The 24,093-nt window shown below is 40.4% G+C and carries 18 protein-coding genes; 1 reads left to right on the top strand and 17 read right to left on the bottom strand.

Annotated features, from left to right (window positions below):
* Positions 1-15: 15 nt before the first annotated feature.
* The 3 genes from rlmD to E7L28_RS04695 form a co-directional block, all read right to left on the bottom strand.
* Positions 16-1,503 (bottom strand): 23S rRNA (uracil(1939)-C(5))-methyltransferase RlmD, encoded by a 1,488-nt coding sequence (gene rlmD / locus E7L28_RS04685; protein ID WP_316711472.1) that lies wholly within the window; start codon positions 1,501-1,503, stop codon positions 16-18.
* Positions 1,503-2,171, bottom strand: a complete 669-nt coding sequence (locus E7L28_RS04690; RefSeq protein ID WP_288187162.1) for a TerC family protein — start codon at positions 2,169-2,171, stop codon at positions 1,503-1,505. The genes rlmD and E7L28_RS04690 overlap by 1 nt, the downstream gene beginning before the upstream one ends.
* Before the next feature lie 176 nt (positions 2,172-2,347).
* Positions 2,348-3,007 (bottom strand): TerC family protein, encoded by a 660-nt coding sequence (locus tag E7L28_RS04695; RefSeq protein ID WP_316711473.1) that lies wholly within the window; start codon positions 3,005-3,007, stop codon positions 2,348-2,350.
* 270 nt (positions 3,008-3,277) lie between these two features.
* Here E7L28_RS04695 and E7L28_RS04700 point away from each other — a divergent pair, with 270 nt between their 5' ends.
* The gene (locus E7L28_RS04700) at positions 3,278-4,636 is read left to right on the top strand and encodes an MATE family efflux transporter (RefSeq protein ID WP_316711474.1); all 1,359 of its coding nucleotides are present in this window, start codon (positions 3,278-3,280) and stop codon (positions 4,634-4,636) included.
* 60 nt (positions 4,637-4,696) lie between these two features.
* Here E7L28_RS04700 and uvrC read toward each other — a convergent pair whose 3' ends face one another.
* The 14 genes from uvrC to fabK form a co-directional block, all read right to left on the bottom strand.
* Positions 4,697-6,523 carry an excinuclease ABC subunit UvrC gene (gene uvrC / locus E7L28_RS04705; RefSeq protein ID WP_316711475.1) on the bottom strand — a complete coding sequence of 609 codons (1,827 nt, stop codon included), beginning with the start codon at positions 6,521-6,523 and terminating at the stop codon, positions 4,697-4,699.
* A 134-nt stretch (positions 6,524-6,657) separates the two neighbouring features.
* On the bottom strand, positions 6,658-9,510 hold the full coding sequence (gene uvrA, locus E7L28_RS04710) for an excinuclease ABC subunit UvrA (RefSeq protein ID WP_316711476.1): 2,853 nt from the start codon (positions 9,508-9,510) through the stop codon (positions 6,658-6,660).
* Between the two features lie 134 nt (positions 9,511-9,644).
* Entirely contained in the window at positions 9,645-11,822 is a 2,178-nt protein-coding gene (gene uvrB / locus E7L28_RS04715; RefSeq protein WP_004697449.1) for an excinuclease ABC subunit UvrB, read from the bottom strand.
* A complete protein-coding gene (locus tag E7L28_RS04720; protein ID WP_008600675.1) occupies positions 11,822-12,205 on the bottom strand; it encodes a hypothetical protein in 384 nt (127 codons plus the stop codon). The genes uvrB and E7L28_RS04720 overlap by 1 nt, the downstream gene beginning before the upstream one ends.
* Complete coding sequence (gene ftsY, locus E7L28_RS04725; RefSeq protein WP_004693455.1) at positions 12,195-13,130, bottom strand: signal recognition particle-docking protein FtsY; 936 nt, start codon at positions 13,128-13,130, stop codon at positions 12,195-12,197. The genes E7L28_RS04720 and ftsY overlap by 11 nt, the downstream gene beginning before the upstream one ends.
* A complete protein-coding gene (gene smc, locus E7L28_RS04730; protein ID WP_024061461.1) occupies positions 13,130-16,684 on the bottom strand; it encodes a chromosome segregation protein SMC in 3,555 nt (1,184 codons plus the stop codon). The genes ftsY and smc overlap by 1 nt, the downstream gene beginning before the upstream one ends.
* 45 nt (positions 16,685-16,729) lie before the next feature.
* Positions 16,730-17,929, bottom strand: coding sequence for an elongator complex protein 3 (locus E7L28_RS04735; RefSeq protein WP_024061460.1), 1,200 nt, complete (start codon positions 17,927-17,929; stop codon positions 16,730-16,732).
* A 170-nt stretch (positions 17,930-18,099) separates the two neighbouring features.
* On the bottom strand, positions 18,100-18,840 hold the full coding sequence (rnc, locus tag E7L28_RS04740) for a ribonuclease III (RefSeq protein WP_004693448.1): 741 nt from the start codon (positions 18,838-18,840) through the stop codon (positions 18,100-18,102).
* A complete protein-coding gene (fabF, locus tag E7L28_RS04745; RefSeq protein ID WP_004693446.1) occupies positions 18,840-20,084 on the bottom strand; it encodes a beta-ketoacyl-ACP synthase II in 1,245 nt (414 codons plus the stop codon). Before fabF ends, rnc begins: the two co-directional genes overlap by 1 nt.
* A gap of 35 nt (positions 20,085-20,119) precedes the next feature.
* On the bottom strand, positions 20,120-21,076 hold the full coding sequence (locus tag E7L28_RS04750; protein ID WP_004693443.1) for an NAD(P)H-dependent flavin oxidoreductase: 957 nt from the start codon (positions 21,074-21,076) through the stop codon (positions 20,120-20,122).
* A gap of 77 nt (positions 21,077-21,153) precedes the next feature.
* Complete coding sequence (locus E7L28_RS04755; RefSeq protein WP_004693441.1) at positions 21,154-21,384, bottom strand: acyl carrier protein; 231 nt, start codon at positions 21,382-21,384, stop codon at positions 21,154-21,156.
* Between the two features lie 51 nt (positions 21,385-21,435).
* Positions 21,436-22,179, bottom strand: a complete 744-nt coding sequence (fabG, locus tag E7L28_RS04760) for a 3-oxoacyl-[acyl-carrier-protein] reductase (protein ID WP_004693439.1) — start codon at positions 22,177-22,179, stop codon at positions 21,436-21,438.
* Between the two features lies 1 nt (position 22,180).
* Entirely contained in the window at positions 22,181-23,122 is a 942-nt protein-coding gene (fabD, locus tag E7L28_RS04765; RefSeq protein WP_004693437.1) for an ACP S-malonyltransferase, read from the bottom strand.
* A gap of 11 nt (positions 23,123-23,133) precedes the next feature.
* Positions 23,134-24,078, bottom strand: a complete 945-nt coding sequence (gene fabK, locus E7L28_RS04770) for an enoyl-[acyl-carrier-protein] reductase FabK (RefSeq protein WP_004693435.1) — start codon at positions 24,076-24,078, stop codon at positions 23,134-23,136.
* Positions 24,079-24,093: the final 15 nt, after the last annotated feature.

The following is a 24,093-nucleotide window of genomic DNA, read 5'->3' on the forward strand; positions in this document are numbered from 1 at the left end:
GCCCAGTGCTAATGCTCACTGCGTCACGTTATTCCTAGTAAGCAAAGCCACCGCTTCGACATGAGCGGTCATTGGGAACATGTCTACTGGTTGTACTTCTTGTAGTTCATAGCCGTAGTGTGTGAGAATTTCAATGTCTCGAGCCATGGTGGCTGGGTTACAGGATACGTAGACAATGCGTTTTGGTTCCATGCTAGCTGCAGAGGTTAGTACTTCTTCTTTACAGCCTGCTCGAATTGGATCGAATACGATGACGTCTGGTCGTACGCCAGCGTTGTAGAGTTTTGGCATTTCTACGGCCGCATCAGCGACGATGAATTCAGTATTGTCATAGCCATTATTTCGGGCATTTTCACGAGCATTGATAATGGCTGGCTCTACGATCTCAATGCCGATAACATGTTTCGCTTTATGAGCCAAAAACAGTGAAATGGTACCCGTACCACAATACGCATCGATAACGGTTTCATCACCTTTAAGGTCCGCATACTCAAGAGCTTGGTCGTAAAGTACTGTAGTTTGTTCTGGATTAACTTGAAAGAATGAATGTGGGGACAATGTAAACTGTAGGTCCTTAATATGGTCTGTAATCGTCCCATCACCATAAAGGATATTATTTTTAGGGCCTAATATAACATTAGTTCGCTTACTATTTACGTTATGAACAATAGTTTCTACTTGAGAAATTCGTTCTGTTAATTTTTCTACCCACTTTTCTCGGTGTGGTAAGTAGTCTGTAGCAGTTACAAGGATAATCATCCATCCAGATTGTCCAATGCGACCGATTACATGGCGTAGTATACCTTTGCCTGTATGTTCATCATACGGTTCAATGTCAAACTCTTTAGCGATTTGGTAACACGCTTGAGCGATGATATTATTCCCTTCATCTTGAATAGGACAGTTTGTACCTTGCACGATATCGTGAGATCCCATCGCATAGAATCCCATTTGAATATCGCCTTTAGTGCCGCCTACAGGCATTTGCATCTTATTGCGATATGCCCATGGGTCTTTAGGGCCTAATGCAGGTTTTACAAGGTCTGGATTTTGATGACCAATGCGCTCTATAACGTCCTTCACCTTTTGTGTTTTTAGTGAAAGCTGACCTTCATAGGTAATGTGCTGTAGTTGGCAGCCTCCACAGAATCCATAAAGATCACAACTTGCATCGATACGATTGGGAGCCATCGTAACAATTTCTAAGAGGCGCCCTGTAGCATAGGTTTTTTTAACCATATCAATAGCTACTTTCACAGTTTCTCCAGGTAAGGCAAAAGGCACAAAGACAGTAAAGTCATCTACACGACCTACCCCTTCACCGCTGCTACCAATGCCATGAATAGTTACCAATACTTCATCACCAAACTTAACAGGCGCATTTAAAATAGCCTGTTGTTTTTTAGATAATTGGCCGTTTATAGCTTGCTGTGAATTAGAGCGATTACTTCTTCTATGTTGTTTAGATTTCTTCTTACGAGATGTACGATTAGTACCGTTCATTACGCGTCTCTTTTCTTCCAAATTTTAATCATACCAGTCACAATGAGTACGAAGAATACAGTGCCGAATTTAACGAGTAATTCTTCACCTTGAATATATGGCATAAGAAGTGGATCTTCCACAATCATTTCGCCTGCAACCCAGCCAAGGAGTGCACCACCAGCCCAAAGAATGGCAGGGAATTTATTAATAATTCGAGCAAATAATGTAGAGCAAAATACGATAATTGGAACAGTAATTAACATACCTGCAATAACAAGCTCTAAATGACCTCTAGCGGCCCCTACTACACCGATGACATTATCAATACTCATCATAGCGTCAGCTACAATAATCGTCCAAATGGCACCCATTAATGAATTCTTAGCTTCGATATGTGCATCTTCATCGCCACCTTTTAATAATTGAATGGCAATCCATACAAGTACAAGGCCACCGCCTAAATGAATAAGAGGAATTAGGGTGAGAGCCTCTACTAAAAGAGTAGCAAATACGAGACGCATTACAATGGCACCTACTGTACCCCAGATAACAGCTTTCTTTTGTAGTTCTGGAGCTAACTTGCCCGCAGCCATACCGATAACAACAGCGTTATCTCCTGCTAATAAAATATCTATTAAAATAATTTTACTAATGGTTATCCATGTAGCGGCTTCTAAAAATTCCATTCTGTACTTACCTCAATTCAGTCTACTAATTCTATAACTATCCCTTAACTATACCATAAATATTGTATTTTCTCATCTATATATGGAGCTTAGTCCTTATGATGAGTTCTATTAGGAATATACTTTTACCAAAAAAATATCTCTCCTCCTATTACTAGAAGAAGAGATAAGTTTCATTATTTTTTTAGTTTATTTGCTAATAGAGATGCACCTACTACGAGGATTACTGCAGCTATTTTAATGAACAGTGCATATGGTTCAACAATGTGAGAAATCAATTTATCTTCCACGCTCATAGCAGCACCTACCCAAGCGAGGATACCACCACCTACGTATAGGATAATTGGGAAGCGTTCAATTACTTTCACAAACAAAGTACTACCATAAATGATGATAGGTACAGTGATAAGCATGCCAATAGCAACTAATGTCATGTCACCACCAGCAGCACCTACTACGCCGATAACATTATCGATGCCCATGATACCGTCCGCAATGACAATTGTCATGATGGCAGCACGTAAATTATCTTTAGCCTCGATATTATGCTCGCTTTCATCATCAGCAACGAGCTTGTAACCGATCCATAAAAGAAGGATACCACCTACTAAACGTAGAGCAGGAATATTGTTTAACGCTTCTACGAATAAGAATGCCATAACAAGGCGTAAAATAATGGCACCTGCTGTGCCCCAGAAGATGGCTTTCTTCTGTAAATGTGCTGGCAAGTTACGAGCTGCCATACCAATTACAATGGCATTGTCGCCAGCAAGTAAGATATCGATAACGATGATCTGAAGCATCGCTAATAAACCTTGTACAGATAAGATGTCCAATGTATCCTCCTTAGAATATAACTATAGTATATATATTATAATCGATATAGTAAGGTAGTGTAAAATTCAATTATCAACATATGTATACGTTTTTATCATAATTCTTTCTTATTAAATAAGATAGTTTATATAAGCTCATTTCTCCCCTTACATGATCATAATATGGGCTCTATTTTTTTATATATTTAATTCCTTTTTTTCTTAGGTTTTGGCTATTAAATTAAGCTACTTTATGATATGGTATAGTATATCGTTACTAGGGAGGTTAGTATGTATCAAACATATTCTATACTGCAAAAATTATGGTTGTTCATAAAACTATTTACTCCAATGTGCATCACTCAATTTTCCCTGATTGGGGCGACCTTCATCGCCATTTTTTTAACGGGGCAATATAGTACGACTGATTTAGCGGGTGTCGCTACGGGATATAATTTATGGCTCCTCTTCTATATCTTTGCACAAGGTACATTAATGGGTATCACGCCAATCATTTCTCAACTATTAGGAGCTAAGAAAACAGATGATATTCCAATAATCTTTCATCAAGGCCTTTTCATCGGTACAGGACTAGCATTTTTAATTTTATTAATTGGTATATTCGGCTTACGCCCTTTATTGACATATTTAAATCTTGAACCCGCTGCCGCCGAGGTATGTATTAGTTATCTGAAAGCCTTTGCACTTGGTTTATTCCCATTACTCTGGGTAAATACCTTGCGTAACACGGTCGATTCTCACGGATTAACACATTATTCCATGGCCATTGTCTTTACAAGCTTTGTGATTAACGTATTCTTAAATTACGCACTCATCTTTGGTCATTACGGCTTTCCTGAAATCGGTGGTGTTGGTGCTGGCTATGGTATTGCCGGTGCCTGTTGGACCAACTTTATTCTATTTAGCTTAGTCATTCTATTGCATCCTAAGTTAAAAGGCTATCGCATCTATAAAGATTTCCATAGTCCTAATTTCCACTATATCCGTGAACAATTACAAGTTGGTATACCCATTGGTTTTTCCATCTTCTTTGAAGCTAGTATCTTTAGCATTGCTGGTCTCTTAATGGTTCACTTTGGATCTGCTGTAGTAGCAGCTCATCAATCGGTTATTTCCTTTACTAATGTATTCTACTGCTTACCATTAAGCATTGCCATGTCTTCTACCATTGCCGTTGCTTATGAACTCGGTGCAGGGCGAAAAAAGGAAGCCATTCAATACTCTTATATTTCTCGTGTATTGGCCATCATCATAGCCGTTCTCATTTGCGCCTTTACGTTCACTCATATGGATAATATTGCTAATCTATTTACCAATGATGATGAAGTATATGAGCTTATTTATCACTTCCTTGGGTATGGCGTATTTTTTGCTGCCATCGATGCCATAGGTACTCCATTACAAGGTATTCTAAGAGCCTACAAGGATGTTAAAGTAGTTCTTTACATCTCACTCATTTCTTATTGGGGTGTATGTTTCCCAACGGCTTATACCCTTGCTAAAAATCCTAATTATGGACCATTTGGCGTATGGATTGGTTTGTTGGCTAGTGTAGTAGTTGCAGGTATATTATTTACACTTCGCACATACTATATACAACATTACAAACCTAGAGCTATTATAAAATAATAAAAGCACCTATTGAATATTACACATCAGTGTAAAACATCAATAGGTGCTTTTTCCATTTTATTTTAAAATCTCTTGTTTCTCTACTTTGGACATACGAAAGAAATTATATAGTGTTTCTGCCGTCTTATAATTCATAGATTCTACCTTTGAAAGTTCATCAATAGATGCCTCTTTCATGGCCTCTAAACTATTAAAGTGAGCCCATAATGCCTTACGGCGTTTAGGACCGATTCCTTCAATATGGTCTAATATAGACTCAAGATTTCGCTTGCCACGCAACTTACGGTGATAGGTAATGGCAAAGCGATGAGCTTCATCACGAATTTGTTGAAGTAATTGAAGTTCCGGCGTGTGATGACTCAAAATGATACTTTCAGATTGCCCTTCTACAAAGACCTCTTCAATACGTTTAGCCAAGGAAATGACAGGCACATCTGTAACACCAACGGCACGAATTAACGGCAAGGCTGCATTGAGCTGACCTTTACCTCCATCGATGATAATAAGGTCCGGCATAGGCCAGTCTGTTTCATTACCGTAGCGTCGTTCCATGATTTCTGCCATCGATTTAAAATCATCTGGCTTACCCTGTGTGGTTTTCAATTTAAAGCGACGATATTCCTTCTTCGCAGGCTTGCCACCTTCAAAAACAACCATGGAAGCTACTGTTTCAGCCCCTTGTATATGAGATATATCAAAACACTCCATACGTTCAGGTAAACGTGGTAAGTCAAGAATCTCGGCTAGCTTCTTAACCGCTCCGCCAGTCTTATCGATTTGGTGCTGCCACTGACGACGACGTTCTTCAAGGAAAGTTTCCGCATTTTCATGAGCCATCTTAATCATGTCCATCTTATAGCCACGCTGTGGCACAGATACATCTACGTGTTGACCTTTTAGCTGTGTAAACCATTCACTTAATAAGTCCCTATCTGTACTCTCCATAGGTAGTAGTAACTCTTTAGGGATAAAGTTTGTATCTCCATAGTATTGCTTGATAAAGTCCGTCATAATGGTTTCTGAACTATCACCATCATGTTGCACAAAGTAATTCTCACGGCCTAACAGACGACCACCACGGATGAATAACAACTGTACACAGGCCATCGATGTATCTACAGCCAATCCTAATACGTCTAAGTCGCCACGTTGAGTAACCATGCGTTGCTTTTCTTGTATCTTTTCAATACTAGATAATTGATCACGATACCGTGCCGCATCTTCAAAGCGCAAATCTTCTGCAGCAGTTTCCATCTTTGATTTAATTTCCTTTAGCAATGGTATAGATTTGCCTTCAAAAAGTTCTATAATTTCGTCAATATACTTCCGATAATCCGGTACAGATATTTTGTTAAAACACGGTGCCTCGCAGTAATGCATATGATACTGCAAGCACGGGCGTTCTACCTTCATAGATTTACAGGTACGCAATGGATAGTACTGGCGTATTAATTTCAGTACCACATGGACGGATGTAACATCTGTAAAAGGGCCAAAATACTTAGCTCCATCCCGTTCAAGACGACGCGTCATATATACACGAGGATAGTCTTCTTGCACTGAGATTTTGACATAGGGGTATGTCTTATCATCGCGGAGCCTAATATTATATTTAGGTTCATGCTCCTTGATAAGCGTATTTTCTAAGATAAGTGCTTCCATTTCCGTCTTTGTTTGAATGACTTCCACATCGACGGCACGTTTCATCATGGCCGTTACCTTTGGTGCCCGATTCGCATCATTACGTACATAGGAACGCACACGGTTGCGCAAATTAATAGCTTTACCTACATAGATGATGCGGTTATATTGATCGCGCCATAAATAGACACCTGGCGTCGTTGGCAGATGACTGACCTTTTCCAGTAATTCTTCAGACGGCATATTTCCTCCTTTCCTTGTAGATTACAAGAGAATAGATTACACACTTCTTTAAGTAATGACCTTTATAAGTTGAAGGACGTAGTCTATTCTCTTTATGATTTTTCTTTTATAGAAACTTAAATATATGTACTATTTTATTTCTTATGCTTCGCTGCTTTCATAAATTTCTTAGTCTGTTCCAATACAGGACCCAAGAATTTGCCGGTATAGCTTTCTTTTACCTTAGCAATTTCCTCAGGTGTACCAGTAGCCACGATAGTGCCACCGCGATTACCACCTTCAGGACCAAGATCGATGATGTGGTCAGCCATTTTAATAACATCTAAGTTATGTTCAATAACAACAACTGTATCGCCACCCTCTACGAGTTGTTGCAATACGTGTAACAACTTACGAATATCTTCAGCATGAAGGCCTGTAGTAGGCTCATCAAGGATGTATAACGTTTTACCGGTGCTACGACGAGCTAACTCAGTAGCTAATTTTACACGTTGTGCTTCACCACCAGATAATGTAGTAGCCGCTTGACCTAAACGAATATAGCCAAGACCAACCTCTTGGAGGGTAACCATCTTACGATTAATTTTAGGTATGGCACTAAAGAATTCTACAGCATCATCTACGGTCATATCTAATACATCAGCAATGGATTTACCTTTATACTTAACCTCCAAGGTTTCACGATTATATCGCGCCCCTTTGCAAACTTCACAAGGCACATATACATCTGGTAAGAAATGCATTTCAATCTTGATAATACCATCACCACGGCAAGCCTCACATCGACCGCCTTTTACGTTAAAGCTAAAACGACCTTGTTTATAGCCACGCATCTTAGCCTCAGGCGTTTGACTATATAGTTCGCGAATCGCATCAAATACACCTGTGTATGTAGCTGGATTGGAACGAGGTGTACGTCCGATAGGGCTTTGATCAATATTGATTATTTTATCAATATGTTTAATGCCTCGAATCTCTTTATGAGCTCCCACCTTATGATAAGAACGATACAACTGATTGGCTAATCCTTTATAAAGAATTTCATTGATTAAGGTAGACTTACCAGAACCACTGACCCCCGTAACGACAGTAAATAATCCTATCGGAAATTTTACATTAATATTATGTAAATTATTTTCCTTCGCACCGCGAATTTCGATGCAATTCTTGCCTGGTTTGCGGCGTTCTTCGGGAAGGGCGATAAATTTACGACCACTTAAGTACTGACCAGTAATAGAGTTTTCTACCTTCATCACTTCCTCAACAGTACCTGCTGCAATGATTTGACCACCATGTTCACCTGCTCCGGGACCGATGTCTACTAAATAATCAGCAGCGCGCATCGTATCCTCATCATGTTCTACAACAAGCAAGGTATTTCCTAAATCACGTAGCCCTTTTAATGTATCGATGAGGCGATCATTATCGCGTTGATGTAAACCGATAGATGGCTCATCTAGGATATATAATACACCTACTAAGCCTGAGCCAATCTGTGTGGCCAACCGAATACGCTGTGCTTCACCACCAGATAATGTGCCTGCACTACGGTTCATTGTTAGATAATCGAGGCCTACATTATTGAGAAAACCTAAACGAGCATTGATTTCCTTCAAAATTTGAGCGCCAATGACTTGTTCACGCTCTGTTAATTGTAGATGCCCAAAGAAATCTAATGCTTCCTTTATAGTTAATTGTGTGACCTCATTGATATTCTTATCCCCTACGGTAATAGCCAATACTTCAGGTTTTAGACGAGCACCATGGCAAGTAGTACAAGGCTTAATGGACATAAACTTTTCAAATTCTTCACGCATAGAATCTGTAGAGGCTTCACTATGACGGCGCTTAACCATCGGTAAAATGCCTTCGTACTCAGTAAAGAATTCCTTTATCTCACCTCTCATATTTTCATAGGTGAAATTTACCTTATCCGTCGTACCGTACATCACCTTTTTCTGTAATGCTTTCGGCAATTCATCATAGGTGGAGTCTAAGGAATATCCATTAGCTTTTAATAGACCTTCTACTTGACGCATAAACCAAGCATTAGGATTGGAGCTCAAGGCTTGCACGCAACCATCGGCAAAGCTAATAGATCCATCTGGAATAATGCGCTCCTCATCAACCTCCATAGTAGAACCAATCCCTAAACAAGATGGACACGCACCAAACGGACTATTAAAAGAGAACATACGCGGTTCAATTTTAGGTAATGAAATATGACAATCTGGGCACGCAAAATGTTGGCTATACATGTGTTCAGGTCCGTCTACCTCTTGAATCACAACGATGCCTTCTGCCCATTTTGAAGCGGTCTCCATAGAGTCAGCCAACCGAGATTCAATGCCTTCTTTTACAACGAGACGGTCCACAACGATATCGATGGAATGCTTCTTATTTTTCTCTAATACAATTTCTTCGTCCAAGGTACGCACTACACCGTCTACTCGAGCACGAACAAAGCCTTCTTTGCGAAGTTGTTCAAACACCGATTTATGTTCCCCTTTTTTACCTTGAATCATAGGGGCCAGCACTAAAATCTTTGAACCTTCGGGAAAGCTCATTACATCGTCGGTCATTTGTTGTATTGTTTGCTGGGTAATAGGCTTACCACATTCTGGACAGTGTGCATGACCTACGCGTGCAAATAAGAGACGTAAATAGTCGTAAATCTCCGTTACGGTACCAACCGTAGAACGAGGGTTGCGACTCGTCGTCTTTTGGTCGATAGAAATGGCGGGAGATAAACCTTCAATATAATCGACATCGGGTTTATCCATTTGTCCCAAAAATTGACGTGCATACGCAGACAGGGACTCAACATAACGTCGTTGTCCTTCTGCGTAAATCGTATCAAATGCTAGGGATGATTTACCAGAACCACTGAGGCCAGTTAAGACGATAAACTGATCACGTGGCAAGGATATATCAATATTTTTTAGGTTATGCTGACGCGCACCTTTTACAATCAATTGATCTTTCATTATCTTTCCTATTTAAAGAGATGATACCAAACGGCATCATCTCTCCGATTACTAACATGAAATAATATATGTATATTATCGCACATATAGTCTATATAATCTATGTGTTTTCTTACAATCTTTTAAAATTGCTCTTAAGATTTACTTTTTGGACTCGTCCGCTTTCTAGATTTGGTAGAAGCAGGCTTCTTCAACTTGCTATCTCCTGCACTATGCATATCGGACCATTGTTGACGTAATACGCCCAATTGATCACGTAATTTAGCAGCGGATTCAAATTCAAGCTGCTTGGCGGCGGCCTTCATTTGACGATCTAGCTCTTCAATCTTATTGTACAATTCTTCCGGTGTTATATCTGCCACCTTAGGTGCTGATGTATCTTGAACATATGATTCGTGTCCATGGTCCATGCCCTCTGAGGATTTTTTTTGTTTTCCTTTTTTCGGTGAAAGTCCCTTTCCCTCGGTAACCATATCTTCTTCGATTTTCGTTAATTCGATAAGCTCTTTTACATCTTTAGATACAGATTTAGGCGTGATATTATGTTCAATATTATAAGCCTCTTGCACGGCACGACGACGATCGGTTTCATCGATAGCTCGTTGCATGGAACCTGTTACACGATCTGCGTACATGATAACATGACCATTCACATTACGAGCCGCACGACCTATAGTTTGAATCATGGCCGTATCGGAACGCAAGAAACCTTCCTTATCCGCATCTAAGATAGCAACCAAGGAAACCTCTGGCATATCGAGACCTTCACGAAGCAAGTTAATACCAACTAATACATCGAATACGCCAGCCCGCAAATCACGAATGATTTCAGCCCGCTCAATAGTAACAATATCGGAATGAAGGTAACGAACTCGTACGCCCATTTCCTTCAAAAATTCCGTTAAGTCCTCAGCCATCTTCTTCGTCAATGTCGTAACAAGAACCCGTTCATTCTTGGCAGCTCGTTTGTGAATTTCTCCAAGCAAGTCATCCATTTGCCCCTTAATAGGACGAATTTCTATAGATGGATCTAATAGGCCCGTAGGACGAATGATTTGCTCTGCAATATTCGTTTCTACTTCCATTTCGTATGGGCCAGGTGTAGCCGATACGTATACAATTTGATTGATACGCTCTACAAATTCATCGAATTGAAGAGGTCTATTATCTAATGCAGAAGGAAGACGGAAACCGTATTCGATAAGAGATTCTTTACGGGCACGGTCACCATTATACATAGCACGAATTTGAGGCATCGTCACATGCGATTCGTCCACCATGATGAGGAAATCATCTGGGAAATAATCAATCAATGTAAACGGTGCTTCCCCAGCCTTACGTTCAGACATATGACGGGAATAGTTTTCGATGCCCGAGCAATAGCCCATTTCTTGCATCATTTCTATATCGTAACGGGTACGCTGTTCTAAGCGCTGAGCCTCCAATAGACGGTCAGCAGCTTTTAACTTCGCCAACTGCTCATCTAATTCGGCTTCAATACGCTCTACAGCAATATTCATCTTCTCTTTCGTCGTTACATAGTGAGATGCTGGATAGACAGCAACGTGTTTTCTTTCCGCAATAACTTCACCCGTCAAGGAATCTACCTCTACGAGGCGGTCGATTTCATCACCAAAGAGCTCCACACGAATGGCTCTTTCACTATAAGCGGCAGGGAAAATATCAATTGTATCCCCTTGTACACGGAAGGTACCGCGGATAAAGTTCATATCATTTCTCGTATATTGAATATCTACGAGTTTAGATAAGATTTCATCGCGCGATTTAGTTTGACCTAAGCGCAAGGACAATACAAGATCAGAATAGTCCTCAGGGTCACCTAAGCCATAAATACAGCTAACAGAGGCAACGATAATGACATCGCGGCGCTCAAAAAGGCTCATCGTAGCACTATGTCGCAGTTTATCGATTTCATCATTAATAGACGCATCCTTCTCGATATATGTATCACTAGAAGGAATATAGGCCTCCGGTTGATAAAAATCGTAGTAAGATACAAAGTATTCTACCGCATTATTTGGAAAGAAACTTTTAAATTCACTACATAATTGAGCCGCCAAGGTTTTATTATGAGCAATGATCAAGGTCGGCTTTTGAACTGCTTCAATAACCTTAGCCATTGTAAAAGTCTTACCAGTACCAGTGGCACCGAGCAAAACTTGCGCCCATTCACCACGTTCAATACCTTCTGTTAAAGATTGAATCGCGGTAGGTTGGTCACCTGTAGGCGTAAAGGGCGCCTCCACTTTAAATGGTTGGCCCCCCTCGTAATTATATGTACTATGCTTCATTACTGTTCATCCTGATGTTTACGGATGGCTTTCATTTCTTCATCCGTCAAACGACGACCTACATTTTCCGCTTGATTCAACGTATCCTCACCTTCTAAGACTTCGATGAGCATAGCAATAGAAAAGCGATCTAGTGTAGGTGTGGTCTTCTGGATTTCATCAGCCATCATCCAATCTGATTCAGTATAGTTATTAATACGTTCTGTAATTTCTTCCCAGTTTGAAAGTAGCAATCTCGTAATGGGGCGATATAGTTCAATACCGAAGTACTCGATTAAGCTAACTATCTTATTCATATTTTCTAGGCTAACATTACATTCATTTTTTTTATTTTCAGATTCTACATATTCAAGTAAGAATTCCCGGTTATATTTATTTGTCACCTTGAATCATTCCTTTATTAAATAGTGCATTAGCAAATTCTTTTGCATTAAATGGACGCAAGTCATCCATACCTTCGCCAACGCCAATCCAGCGTACGGGTACGCCCAGTTCCTCTTTAATAGAGATAACTACGCCGCCTTTTGCTGTACCATCTAGTTTAGTTACTACAATACCATTTACTGGTACAGCTTGACCAAATAATTTAGCTTGGCTTACTGCATTTTGACCCGTAGTACCATCTAAAACGAGCAATGTTTGATGCGGCGCACCTTCTACGTGGTTATTCGCTACGCGCCCCATCTTTTTAAGCTCTTCCATAAGGTTAACCTTAGTATGTAGACGACCAGCCGTATCTACGATAACAAGGTCTGCATTACGAGCTTTCGCAGCTTCCATTGCATCATATACAACGGCAGCAGGGTCTGCGCCTTCTTTATGTTTAACAATCGGCACACCAACGCGATCAGCCCAAATGGATAATTGGTCAGCTGCAGCGGCACGGAATGTATCACCTGCAGCAATGATAACCTTTTTACCTTCTTTAGTATAATAGTTAGCCAATTTAGCGATTGTCGTTGTTTTACCAACACCATTTACACCAACTACGAGGATAACCTCAGGATGGTGCAAAGTAATTTCATCTTCTTGATCGATGAGCATTTCCGTGATGCGGTCTTCCATAAACGGCATTACATCGCCTGTATGATTGATGATACCTTCTGTTACACCACGACGAATTTCTTTCATCAAGTATTCTGTCGTCTTAGGGCCTAGATCACTAGTAAGCATAACTGCTTCTAAATCATCTAAAAAATCATCATCGATTTGCGCATAACCAATAACGATGCTTTCTACATTTTTTACAAAAGACTTACGAGTTTTCTCTAAACCGTCTTTAATTCTATCAAAGAATCCAAATGCCATTATGCTAGATCCTCCTTCACATCTTCAAATGCTACTGTTAATAATCGCGATACACCGCGTTCCACCATGGTTACCCCTTGAAGTACTTCGGCAGCTTCCATCGTCTTTTTACGGTGAGATACAACGATAAATTGTGTTTCTTTATTTATTCGATTTAAGTAAGAGCTAAATCGTTCAACATTAGCTTCGTCAAGCGCCGCGTCAACTTCGTCAAGCACACAGAACGGAGCTGGACGATAGTCAAGGAATGAGAACAATAAAGCGATAACCGTAAGAGCACGCTCACCACCCGATAAAAGTGTCAATTGTTGACGCTTTTTCCCTGGTGGTTGAATGTAGAAGTCGATACCACCCGTCAAGATATTATCTGGATCAGTAAGTACAATTTGCGCAGTACCACCGCCAAACAATTGGCTGAATACTTCTTGGAATCTACGGCCTACCACATCCAATACATCATATAGCTGTGTACTCATCGCCTTATCCATTTCGGCAATAACCGCCTGTAATTGCGCCTTTGCCGTATCTAAATCAGCTAATTGTGTGGTTAAGAAATCATAGCGTTCTTTAGTCTCTTCGTATTCCTCAACGGCATTTGGATTGACTGGACCCAATTCGGCAATTTCGGCTATCAAACGAGCTTGCTCATCCTTCCAATCGCTAACGGAGCCTTCAATGCGAAGGACTTGAGCATCTTCCAAAGTAAAGCCTAGCTCTTGTAATTCTTCTACAAAGCGCTCACAGTCCATGCGATGACGTGTAATTTTACCTTCCATATCAACAAGGCGACCTTGCACCACTTTGTAGCGTTGATTCAATCGGTCTTGCTCACTGAGGATAGATTCCATTTCCTCGCGCCCCGTAGATGTTTTATCATAAGCTTCATCGCGAAGGGCACGTAATCGTTCAACCTCAGCCGTAGCAGAGGTCAACTCTTGTTCTGCAACTTCCTGAGCCAGAGGGATATCCTCTTCATAGCGTTGTGTAGTACTAACTAACAAATTACGAAGTGGTGTTAAACGCTCAATAATACTAGAAATAGACTGATTACGCTGTTCACGTTGTGATTCCCGTTCCTGAATGGTATGTCGCAAGGTATCACAAGTAAGGCGAGCTTCTGTAAAAGCTTCATACGCCTCTTGTTGCACCTTTTGCAACACGGTTAATCGACCCATCAACGCCCCTTGATTACCATCCATACCATGATCCTCTTGCAAGGAAGCTAATGCTGTTTCTTGATCTTTCAAGTTAGCTGTTGTAGTAGCCAAATCAATATCAATTTGTACTAAACGTTGCTCTTCTTCATGGAGAACACGTTTCTTACGATCCAGCTGATTTTGTATATTTTGTACCTTTGTTTCACTAGCCACATAGAGTAAGTTCGTATGTTGATAGCTTTCATCAAGAGTCGCTTGATCCTTTTCAGTCTCTTCAACCCGTTTTTCAAGGCTTTCTAAGTTAGCTATTAAGGAGCGAATTTGTTCTTCAATTTGTACCAGTTCTTGTTCAAGACTAGCAGCCTCTTCCTTGCGGCTCAATACAGAAGCACGCTTACGTTTTGTGGCACCACCGGTTAGAGAACCACCAGGTTGAAATTGTTCCCCTGTAAGAGTTACGATGCGCAATTGCTGATTGTATTTTTTCTGTAATCCAATGGCATCATCCATGGAAGACACTACCAAGGTGCGCCCCAATAAGTATTGGAAAATATGGGCGTATTTATTATCAAAAGAAATACAATCAACAGCAGTGCCTAATACACAGCTTTCATGTAAAGCCGGTGTATCATATGGTTTACCTTTAACAGAATCCATCGGCAAGAAGGTTACGCGACCACCTTGGATAGATTTCAAATAATTGACACCCTCCGCAGCAGCGCGAGCTGTAGTAGTTACAACGTGGTTAACACTACCGCCTAAGGCCGTTTCGATAGCCGTAGTATATTTCTCCTCTACCGTAAAGAGATCGCCAACAGCGCCCGTGATCTGTTCGCGCCAAGAACCTTTACCATTGAGGATGTTCTTTGTGCCTTCTAAGTAACCTTCGTGCTGTTCCTCCCACTGTGCTAATAGTTCTAATCGACCTTTTGCACGTTGTTCTTGAGTGCGCAGCTTTTGTAATTCCTTACGCTCTTCACGCGCTTTCATGACCGCATCCTTAGCATCATCAACGAGGGCTTGTCGTTGAGCAGATAAGGCATTAAACTTTTGACCTAGCGCTTCAAATTCAGAACGAGCGACTTGTAGTTCACTATCTACCTGTGCTATTTCAGATTCTAGAATAGCACATTGATTTTTACTTTCCCCCTTGCGAGCTTCTAAGCTCCGAATACTAGCCTTAGCCGTTTCAATAGCACTCACAACTTCTAATTGACGTTTCTCAAAAGCCTCTCGATTGGATTGCAAGGATTGGAACTTAGCTTGTTCTGACCTTACATCTTCAACAGCCTTTTTGTAACTCGCTTCTAATTCTTCTAGATTAGACTCTTTTTCTACTAATTGAGCACTTTCATCTTGAATCAATTGATTTAAGATGCGCAATTGTTGCTCCTCGCCCTTTTGCGTAGCCTCTAGCTCGCTAATGCGCATAGACGTTTCATCTAATTCACGGCGCGCTGTTTTTAGTTGCTCTTCTAAGAGACGTAAATGACCAGATAAGCGTTCTTCATCGCGTTGCTTTTCAGTATATTGAGCCTCCCACAACTTAAGCTGTTCCTGCTCTTTTGACGAGGACGATTGCAATTCGTGACGACGAGCCTCTAATTTAGACAATTCAGTTTGAAGCTCAATTTCTTCATCTTTAAAGGCAATATTATCGTTTTCAAAACGTGTTAAAAGACGATCAGAGGTCTTATAATTGTGGAAGCCTAATGCCCCATCATAATCGCGCTTTGCGCGGCTTAAGGTCATATATTTTTTAGTCTTTTCCGCTTTTTCAGACAAAGGTCCTAATTGCTCTTCAATGGTAGCCATTACGTCTCGTACACGCTCCATATTACGATCTGTACTGGCAATACGACGCAATGCATCTTCTTTATTGATCTTAAAGCGAGAAATACCTGCTACATCTTCAAAGATAAGGCGCCGTTCTTCAGGTTTAGAATTTAAAATAGCATCAATTCGGTTCTGCCCAATGATAGCCATGGAGTCTCTACCAAGACCGGTATCTGCTAGTAAAAGATGTATGTCCTTTAAACGACAAGATCGCTTATTAATGAGGAACTCACTTTCACCAGTGCGGTATATACGGCGTGTAATGGCTACCTCAGCCATATCTATATCTAATTGTTGGTCACTATTGTCAAACACAAGTGTAACCTCAGCAGCGCTCATAGGTTTGCGCTTTTCCGTACCAGAGAAAATAATATCCTCTGCTTTTTGACCGCGCAAATTACGGACATTGGATTCTCCCAATACCCATTTCATAGCATCCGTAATATTACTTTTACCACTTCCGTTAGGACCAATAACGGCAGTCATTCCTGGTGAGAATTTTACAATCGTTTTATCCGCAAACGATTTAAAGCCCTTTAATTCCAACCGAAGTAATTGCATGACTGCCTCCTTTCTACCAACAACCCTAAATAATCATATCTTTTATTATAACACATATTGCAGGCCATCAATACAGCAACGAACGGTATTTCTCGTGCGTTCTTCACACCATTCAAATGCATACTGCGGATACTGAATCTGAAAGTATTTAACGTTTCGATTATTAAGGCCTCGCACCTTAGATGTTAAGCATCTCGGATAAGAAATAACAATATTATGCTGTACTGCAATACCATTATTCCTAATATAATTTGTTCTATCATTATTAGTGTTATCTATATATCCACTATTATCAGCATTATAAGCACTAACTCCACTAAATCCTAGATTTTCATAAGTAGCGTAGTCAGTTAGATTAAAACAATCGTTACTTAGTGCGTACGTATACTGAGATGCATGCTCATCAATACAACGTTCAATTCGCTGCTTATACTGTTCGTTCACAACCAGCTCCCCCATAGCGGGCTCATATGGCCCCGCTACTAAGCTATTCCTAGAATCTAATTCTTCTGTACTTTGTAAACCCGTGCGAATGACTTCAATGCCATGCTGTTCAAACCAATCTTTTAAAAATGAACAATACTGTATAGCTAGCTCAGTACTTAGTGGTTTATATTCTCCAGCTCTATACTGTTCGGCTAGCTCTGTATTTTCTATAACTAGTACGGGATAGATACGTACAAAATCAGGTCGTAATGCGGCTACTGCAATGGCCGTTTCTATTATGGTTTGCCAAGTCTCTCCTTTTAGTCCCGGTAAAAGTTGAACCCCAACGGTCATATCACGATGTTTTAATCGTGTAACAGCCTCTACTACCTCTTGTGCCGTGTGCCCCCTCTTAGCATCGACTAAAATACCATCATTCATAGACTGCACACCAAGTTCCACAGTTTTTACTCCATAAGACTGTAATAATGTAATCGCTTCATCTCCTACAGCATCGGGCCTTGTAGAACAGCGTATGCCATCAATGAGGCCCTGTTGAAGCATTTCATAGGCAGGCATTAATAATTTATGTTGTAAATCTTTAATAATAGCCGTAAATGATCCACCATAAAAGGCAACCTCCCAAAACTTTTCATTCCGCTTTGTTCCTACATAGTCTTTGATTGTTTGTTGTATATATTCTGGAGTTAGGTGACTAATACCAGATTGGCCTGTAATACGAGATTGATTACAAAATGTACACACATAGGGACAACCTACGTGAGGTATAAAAAAGGGAATCATACCAAATGGTTTCATAGACACCTCCTCTTCTTATGTAAAAATTATTATTCATCTATTATTATATAGATTATTGTTCATCTATCATTATATAGATCATTATTCATCTACCATTATATAGATTATTACTCACATACTATATATTACTCACATACTATTATACAAAAAAAGCGCCATTCGGCGCTTTTCTATTTATCAGCCATCAACTTTTCTAAAGTCAATTGAGCCGCATGTTGTTCTGCAATTTTTTTACTTTTACCAGAGCCGGCCTCGTAAGTAACACCATTAATTTCAACCTCCATATGGAAGGTTTTAGCATGATCGGGACCACTTTCACTGAGCAAATGATAGACAATATGTTTATCCCCATCACGTTGCACATATTCTTGTAATAATGTCTTATAATCTTTGCCCCGCTTACCTTCTAAGGCTTGCATGATATAGGTAGTTAAATGCTTTAAAACAAAGGCCATAGCCGTTTGATAATCTGTAGAAATATAAATGGCACCGATGAGAGACTCAAAGGTATCCGCTAATATAGAGTTTCTATCGTTACCACCGGAAGCGCGTTCTCCATGACCGAGCAATAAATATTGTCCTAGTTGCAAAGAACGACTCACAGATGCTAAAGAATCCTCACACACTGTAGCGGCCTTAATTTTCGTTAAATTACCTTCAGCCATATCTGGATATGTCTTAAATAGGTATTCCCCAATAATAAGATCCAAAACAGCATCGCCTAAAAACTCTAATCGCTGATTGTGATGAATATGCTTTGATTTATGTTCATTCGCATAAGAAGTATGTGTAAAAGCACAATCTATAATGGATATATCTGACACAGGTATGTCTAAACGAGCAACAAGCTCATGAAGAGATTCTTCACGAGCTTGTGTTATCTTACTCTTATGCGTTTCGATAGTAACCATTAAGCTTCATAACGGCGAATGCAAAGTGTACCGTTATGACCACCAAAACCGAAAGAGTTAGAAAGTGCACATTTTACTTGAAGTTCACGTGCGCCTTCACGAACATAGTCCAGATCCAAACCTTCATCAGGATTGTCACAGTTAATTGTAGGGTGAACTTTACCAGTTTCAATCGCCATTGCCATTACGATAGTTTCAATAGCACCAGCAGCCCCCAATAAGTGACCTGTCATGGATTTAGTAGAGTTAACAGCGATATTTTTAGCGTGATCGCCGAACAATTCTTTAATAGCCAATGTTTCATTTTGGTCATTAAGGCCAGTAGATGTACCATGAGCATTGATGTAGTTAACGTCTTTAGGATCAATACCTGCATCTTTAATTGCTAATTCCATACATTTACGAGCTTGAACACCACCTGGAGCTGGTGCAGTGATATGGTAAGCATCACCATTGCTACCATAGCCCACAACTTCAGCATAGATATGCGCACCGCGTGCTTTTGCGTGTTCTAATTCTTCAAGAACTACGATACCAGCACCTTCACCCATTACGAAACCATCACGGTCACGGTCAAATGGACGGGACGCCTTTGTTGGCTCATCATTGCGTGTAGACATAGCTTTCATAGCCGCAAAACCAGCTACAGCAGCCGGAGATACCGCAGCCTCAGTACCACCAGCAAACATCACATCAGCATCTCCACGTTGGATGATACGGAATGCATCGCCAATCGCATTTGTACCAGAAGTACAAGCAGTTACGTCTGTAATAACTGGACCTTTAAGACCAAGGCGAATAGATACGCGTGCAGATGTCATATTTGCAATCATCATAGGTACTGCAAATGGACTTACACGGCCAGGACCTTTTTCGAATAATGTTTCATACACCTCATGGATAGAGTCAATGCCGCCTATACCTGTACCAACTACAGTACCACAGCGATCTAAATCTGCTTTATCTAAATCAAGATCAGCATCTTCACAAGCAAGAACAGCTGCACCGATAGCAAATTCTACAGAACGGTCCATACGACGAGCTTCTTTCTTGTCTACCCCATAGTTTGTAATATCAAAGTCTTTTACTTCACCCGCAATGCGTGTTGCATAGTCAGATGCGTCAAAGCGTGTAATCGGCCCAATACCAGATTGACCTGCCAATAACGCATTGTAGAAGTTCTCTTTACCGATACCTACAGGAGTCACTGCCCCTAAGCCAGTAATTACTACACGTTTTTCCAATTATTCCACCTCTTATAGCTATACAGCCCTTTAAATTAATCAATCTCTGCTACTTGCTGTTTTAATTGAGCAAAGATATCTTTAACTGGCATAATCCTATCGACTTTTCTCATATTATTGCCAGAGAACACCAACCCCGTTTCCACATCACCTTGTTGTGCGCGAGAAAGAGCACGGATAATGCAGAATTTATGGGAACAATGTTTTAAACAGTTATCACACACCGTTGGAGGCGCTACAGTACCATCTAAAACAGATTCAGCAAATTTGTTTTTTATTGCTTGACCAGGCAAACCAACAGGACTTTGAATCAATACTATATCCTCAGGGTTTGTAGCTCGTACATACATTTTTTTCAATTCATCAGATGCATTACATTCATCAGAAGCAGCAAAACGGCTACCCATTTGAACACCACTAGCGCCGATTTTTAACATTTCAACGATATCATGGCCATCTAGAACACCACCAGCAGCAATTACTGGAATGTTTTTTACCGCTGCTACAACTTCGGGAACGATTTCTCGAGCGGAACGATCCGTCCCCAAGTGTCCACCAGCTTCACAGCCTTCTACGATTACAGCTGCAGCACCTAAACCTTCAGAAATGCGAGCTAATTTTGCGGACGAAACAATTGGTACAATAGGAGTACCAGACTCTTTGCCCATTGCGAACATATCTCTTGAAAAACCAGCACCTGCTACTACAAGATCAATGCCTTCTTCGATGGCAGTCTTTACTAAGCCAGCAAATTGAGTTGCTGCTACCATCGCATTTATACCAATAATACCCGTAGGTGATAATTTTCTAGCTAATTGTATTTCGTATCGTAATTCATCGAAAGGCAAGCCCGATGCCGCAATAAGGCCGATACCACCTTCATTTGCAACGGCTGCTGCCAAGCGAGCTGTAGACAATCTAATCGCCATACCACCTTGAATAATAGGTACTTTGGCCACTAGATTCCCAATGCGAAGTTCAGGGAGCTTCACTATCAAATCCTCCTGTAAATAAAACCGGTTGGGAGGCCACTCGGCCTCCCGTTCGGTTGAATTGTTAGCTTTACAGCTTATTTAGCAGAATCAATATATTCTACTGTATCCTTAACGGTTTTAATTTTTTCTGCAACGTCGTCAGGGATTTCAACATTGAATTCTTCTTCAAATGCCATGATCAATTCAACGATATCTAAGGAGTCAGCGCCTAAGTCGTCGATGAATGTAGAATCAATGGTAACTTCAGCTTCATCAACGCCTAATTGTTCCACAACGATTGCTTTAACTTTATCGAAAGTGTTCATTAGTGGTTCACCTCCTTTCAAAGTGTATTTATATATAGTCTAATTTTACAACTACATTACCATGCCACCATCAACATTGATGACTTGACCCGTAATATAATTAGCAAAATCGCTAGCAAGGAATGTTGCTACTGTTGCTACTTCTTCGGCATCAGCCATACGGCCCAACGGAATTTGAGTAACCATAGCTTCTTTAACTTTTTCTGGTAATACATCAGTCATATCTGTATTGATAAAGCCTGGTGCAATAGCATTAACTGTAATACCACGGCTAGCCAATTCTTTAGCACAGGATTTAGTAAAACCAATTACGCCCGCTTTAGAAGCAGCATAGTTAGTTTGACCAGCATTACCTATAACACCAACAACAGATGTCATGTTAATAATATGACCAGAACGTTGTTTCATCATGATTTTAGATACTGCTTTAGTTACCAAGTAAACACCTTTTAAGTTGATATCGATAACAGCATCAAAATCTTCGTCTTTCATTCGCATTAACAAACCGTCACGCGTAATCCCCGCATTATTCACGAGAATATCAATGTGACCAAATTCTTTATGAGCTTCTTCCACCATGGAAGCAACTTCATCAGCATTGGCTACATTAGCTTTAATTTTAATGGCTTTGCGGCCTAACGCTTGTACAGCTTCAACAGTTTCTTGCGCTGCACCTTCGCTACCGCTATAGTTTACAACAACATCAGCACCAGATTGTGCTAGATTGATAGCTACAGCGCGACCAATGCCACGGGATGCGCCAGTTACAATGGCTACTTTACCCTCTAAATGCATTTTATCGAACCCCCTTCAAAAATTCAAGCGTTTTCTCTAAGGATGCAATGTCTTCAACATTGGCTAATTCCATATCTTTGTTAATCTTTTTAGTAAAACCTGTAAGTACTTTCCCAGGCCCCACTTCAACAAAGCGAGTAACACCAAAGTTTACCATTTCAGCTACACAATCTTCCCATAAAACAGGGTTAGCGGCTTGAGTAACTAAGGACTCTTTAATGTCATTGGCATTAGTCAAAATCTTACCAGTAACATTTGCAACTACAGGAATTTGTGCATCACTCACTTGGATCTTATCCAATTCTTCCTTTAACCGAAGAGCTGCTGGTTCCATCAAACGGCTGTGGAATGGAGCACTCACCGGAAGCATTACTGCACGTTTCGCTCCTGCTTCTTTCATTTTTTCAGCTGCTGTTTCCACCGCTGCAGTTTCACCGGCAATAACGATTTGTCCAGGGCAATTGAAGTTAACTGCTTGTACAGAACCTACAGAAGCATTTACTTCTTCACAAATTTCTACAACTTGCTCACGAGGTAATGCCAAAATTGCCGCCATAGCGCCTTTACCCAATGGCACAGCTTCTTGCATATATTCACCGCGTTTATGAACTACATATACTGCGTCTTTAAAGTTCAATACACCGGCTGCTACTAGAGCACTATACTCACCAAGACTATGCCCGCCTACGATATCAGGCGTAAAGCCTTGTTCTTTTAGAATTTCATAACAAGCTACGGATGCAGTCAAAATAGCTGGTTGTGTATTTGCTGTTTTAACGAGCTCTGTATCAGGACCTTCGAAGCATAATTTACTGATGGAATAACCAAGTGCTTCGTCAGCCTCTTCAAAACGTTGTTTTACAATAGGATACGCATTATACAAATCTTGTAACATGCCTACTTTTTGAGAACCTTGACCAGGAAAAACAAATGCCGTTTTCATTAGGGGCCTCCTTATTTACTAAGACCTTGAAGATTCTTAATCACTGTTTCAGCTTCAGTCATGATATCTTTAATGATAGTTTCACATGGTTTAACATCTGTTAACATACCAGAAATTTGACCGATCATTACAGAACCTTCTTTTATATTACCATCAATAGCAGCTAAACGAAGTGTGCCAGCGCCTAATGCTTCCAATTCCTCTTTAGAACCACCACTAAATTCAAGGGATTTATATTTATGAGCTAACGCATTATCTATAATACGTACAGGATGACCTGTTGTTAAGCCAGTCATAACTGTAGCACGATCTTTTGCTTTCAATACAGCATTTTTATAATTTTCATGGGCAATACATTCTTCGGATAATACGAATCGTGTCCCCATTTGTACCGCTTTAGCACCTAATGCAAATGCCGCAGCCATACCACGACCATCTGCAATACCACCAGCAGCAATAACTGGTACATCTACAGCATCAACTACTTGAGGAATTAATGCCATAGTTGTAATATCACCTACGTGACCACCAGACTCTGTACCTTCAGCAATAATTGCATCAATACCGCCACGTAATAAGCGCTTTGCAAGTAATACTGATGCAACTACAGGAATAACTTTTGTACCAATTTCTTTCAAAGCGGGAACATAAACACCAGGATTACCTGCACCTGTAGTAATAACAGGAACACGTTCTTCCACAACTACTTCCATAACCTCTTTTACAAATGGAGACATGAGCATAATATTACAGCCAAAAGGCTTGCTAGTGCGCTCTTTTAATTTATGGATTTCATTACGGAAAATATCAGGAGGCATATGACCAGCACCAATAATCCCAAGGCCACCAGCTTCAGAAACGGCTGCCGCTAATTCTGCAGTACCGAGCCAAGCCATACCACCTTGAAAGATTGGATACTCAATCTGCAATAAATCACAAATGTCAGTCTTAATCATCTTGATGTGTCCTCC

The sequence above is a fragment of the Veillonella parvula genome, from assembly GCF_032575955.1.
GTDB lineage: Bacteria > Bacillota > Negativicutes > Veillonellales > Veillonellaceae > Veillonella > Veillonella parvula_J.

Bases quoted from the DNA above. Each gene is read 5' to 3' on its own strand.
- rlmD (WP_316711472.1), bottom strand. From the start codon at position 1,503: ATGAACGGTACTAATCGTACATCTCGTAAGAAGAAATCTAAACAACAT.
- E7L28_RS04690 (WP_288187162.1), bottom strand. From the start codon at position 2,171: ATGGAATTTTTAGAAGCCGCTACATGGATAACCATTAGTAAAATTATT.
- E7L28_RS04700 (WP_316711474.1), top strand. From the start codon at position 3,278: ATGTATCAAACATATTCTATACTGCAAAAATTATGGTTGTTCATAAAA.
- uvrC (WP_316711475.1), bottom strand. From the start codon at position 6,523: ATGCCGTCTGAAGAATTACTGGAAAAGGTCAGTCATCTGCCAACGACG.
- uvrA (WP_316711476.1), bottom strand. From the start codon at position 9,510: ATGAAAGATCAATTGATTGTAAAAGGTGCGCGTCAGCATAACCTAAAA.
- uvrB (WP_004697449.1), bottom strand. From the start codon at position 11,822: ATGAAGCATAGTACATATAATTACGAGGGGGGCCAACCATTTAAAGTG.
- ftsY (WP_004693455.1), bottom strand. From the start codon at position 13,130: ATGGCATTTGGATTCTTTGATAGAATTAAAGACGGTTTAGAGAAAACT.
- smc (WP_024061461.1), bottom strand. From the start codon at position 16,684: ATGCAATTACTTCGGTTGGAATTAAAGGGCTTTAAATCGTTTGCGGAT.
- E7L28_RS04735 (WP_024061460.1), bottom strand. From the start codon at position 17,929: ATGAAACCATTTGGTATGATTCCCTTTTTTATACCTCACGTAGGTTGT.
- rnc (WP_004693448.1), bottom strand. From the start codon at position 18,840: ATGGTTACTATCGAAACGCATAAGAGTAAGATAACACAAGCTCGTGAA.
- E7L28_RS04755 (WP_004693441.1), bottom strand. From the start codon at position 21,384: ATGAACACTTTCGATAAAGTTAAAGCAATCGTTGTGGAACAATTAGGC.
- fabG (WP_004693439.1), bottom strand. From the start codon at position 22,179: ATGCATTTAGAGGGTAAAGTAGCCATTGTAACTGGCGCATCCCGTGGC.
- fabD (WP_004693437.1), bottom strand. From the start codon at position 23,122: ATGAAAACGGCATTTGTTTTTCCTGGTCAAGGTTCTCAAAAAGTAGGC.
- fabK (WP_004693435.1), bottom strand. From the start codon at position 24,078: ATGATTAAGACTGACATTTGTGATTTATTGCAGATTGAGTATCCAATC.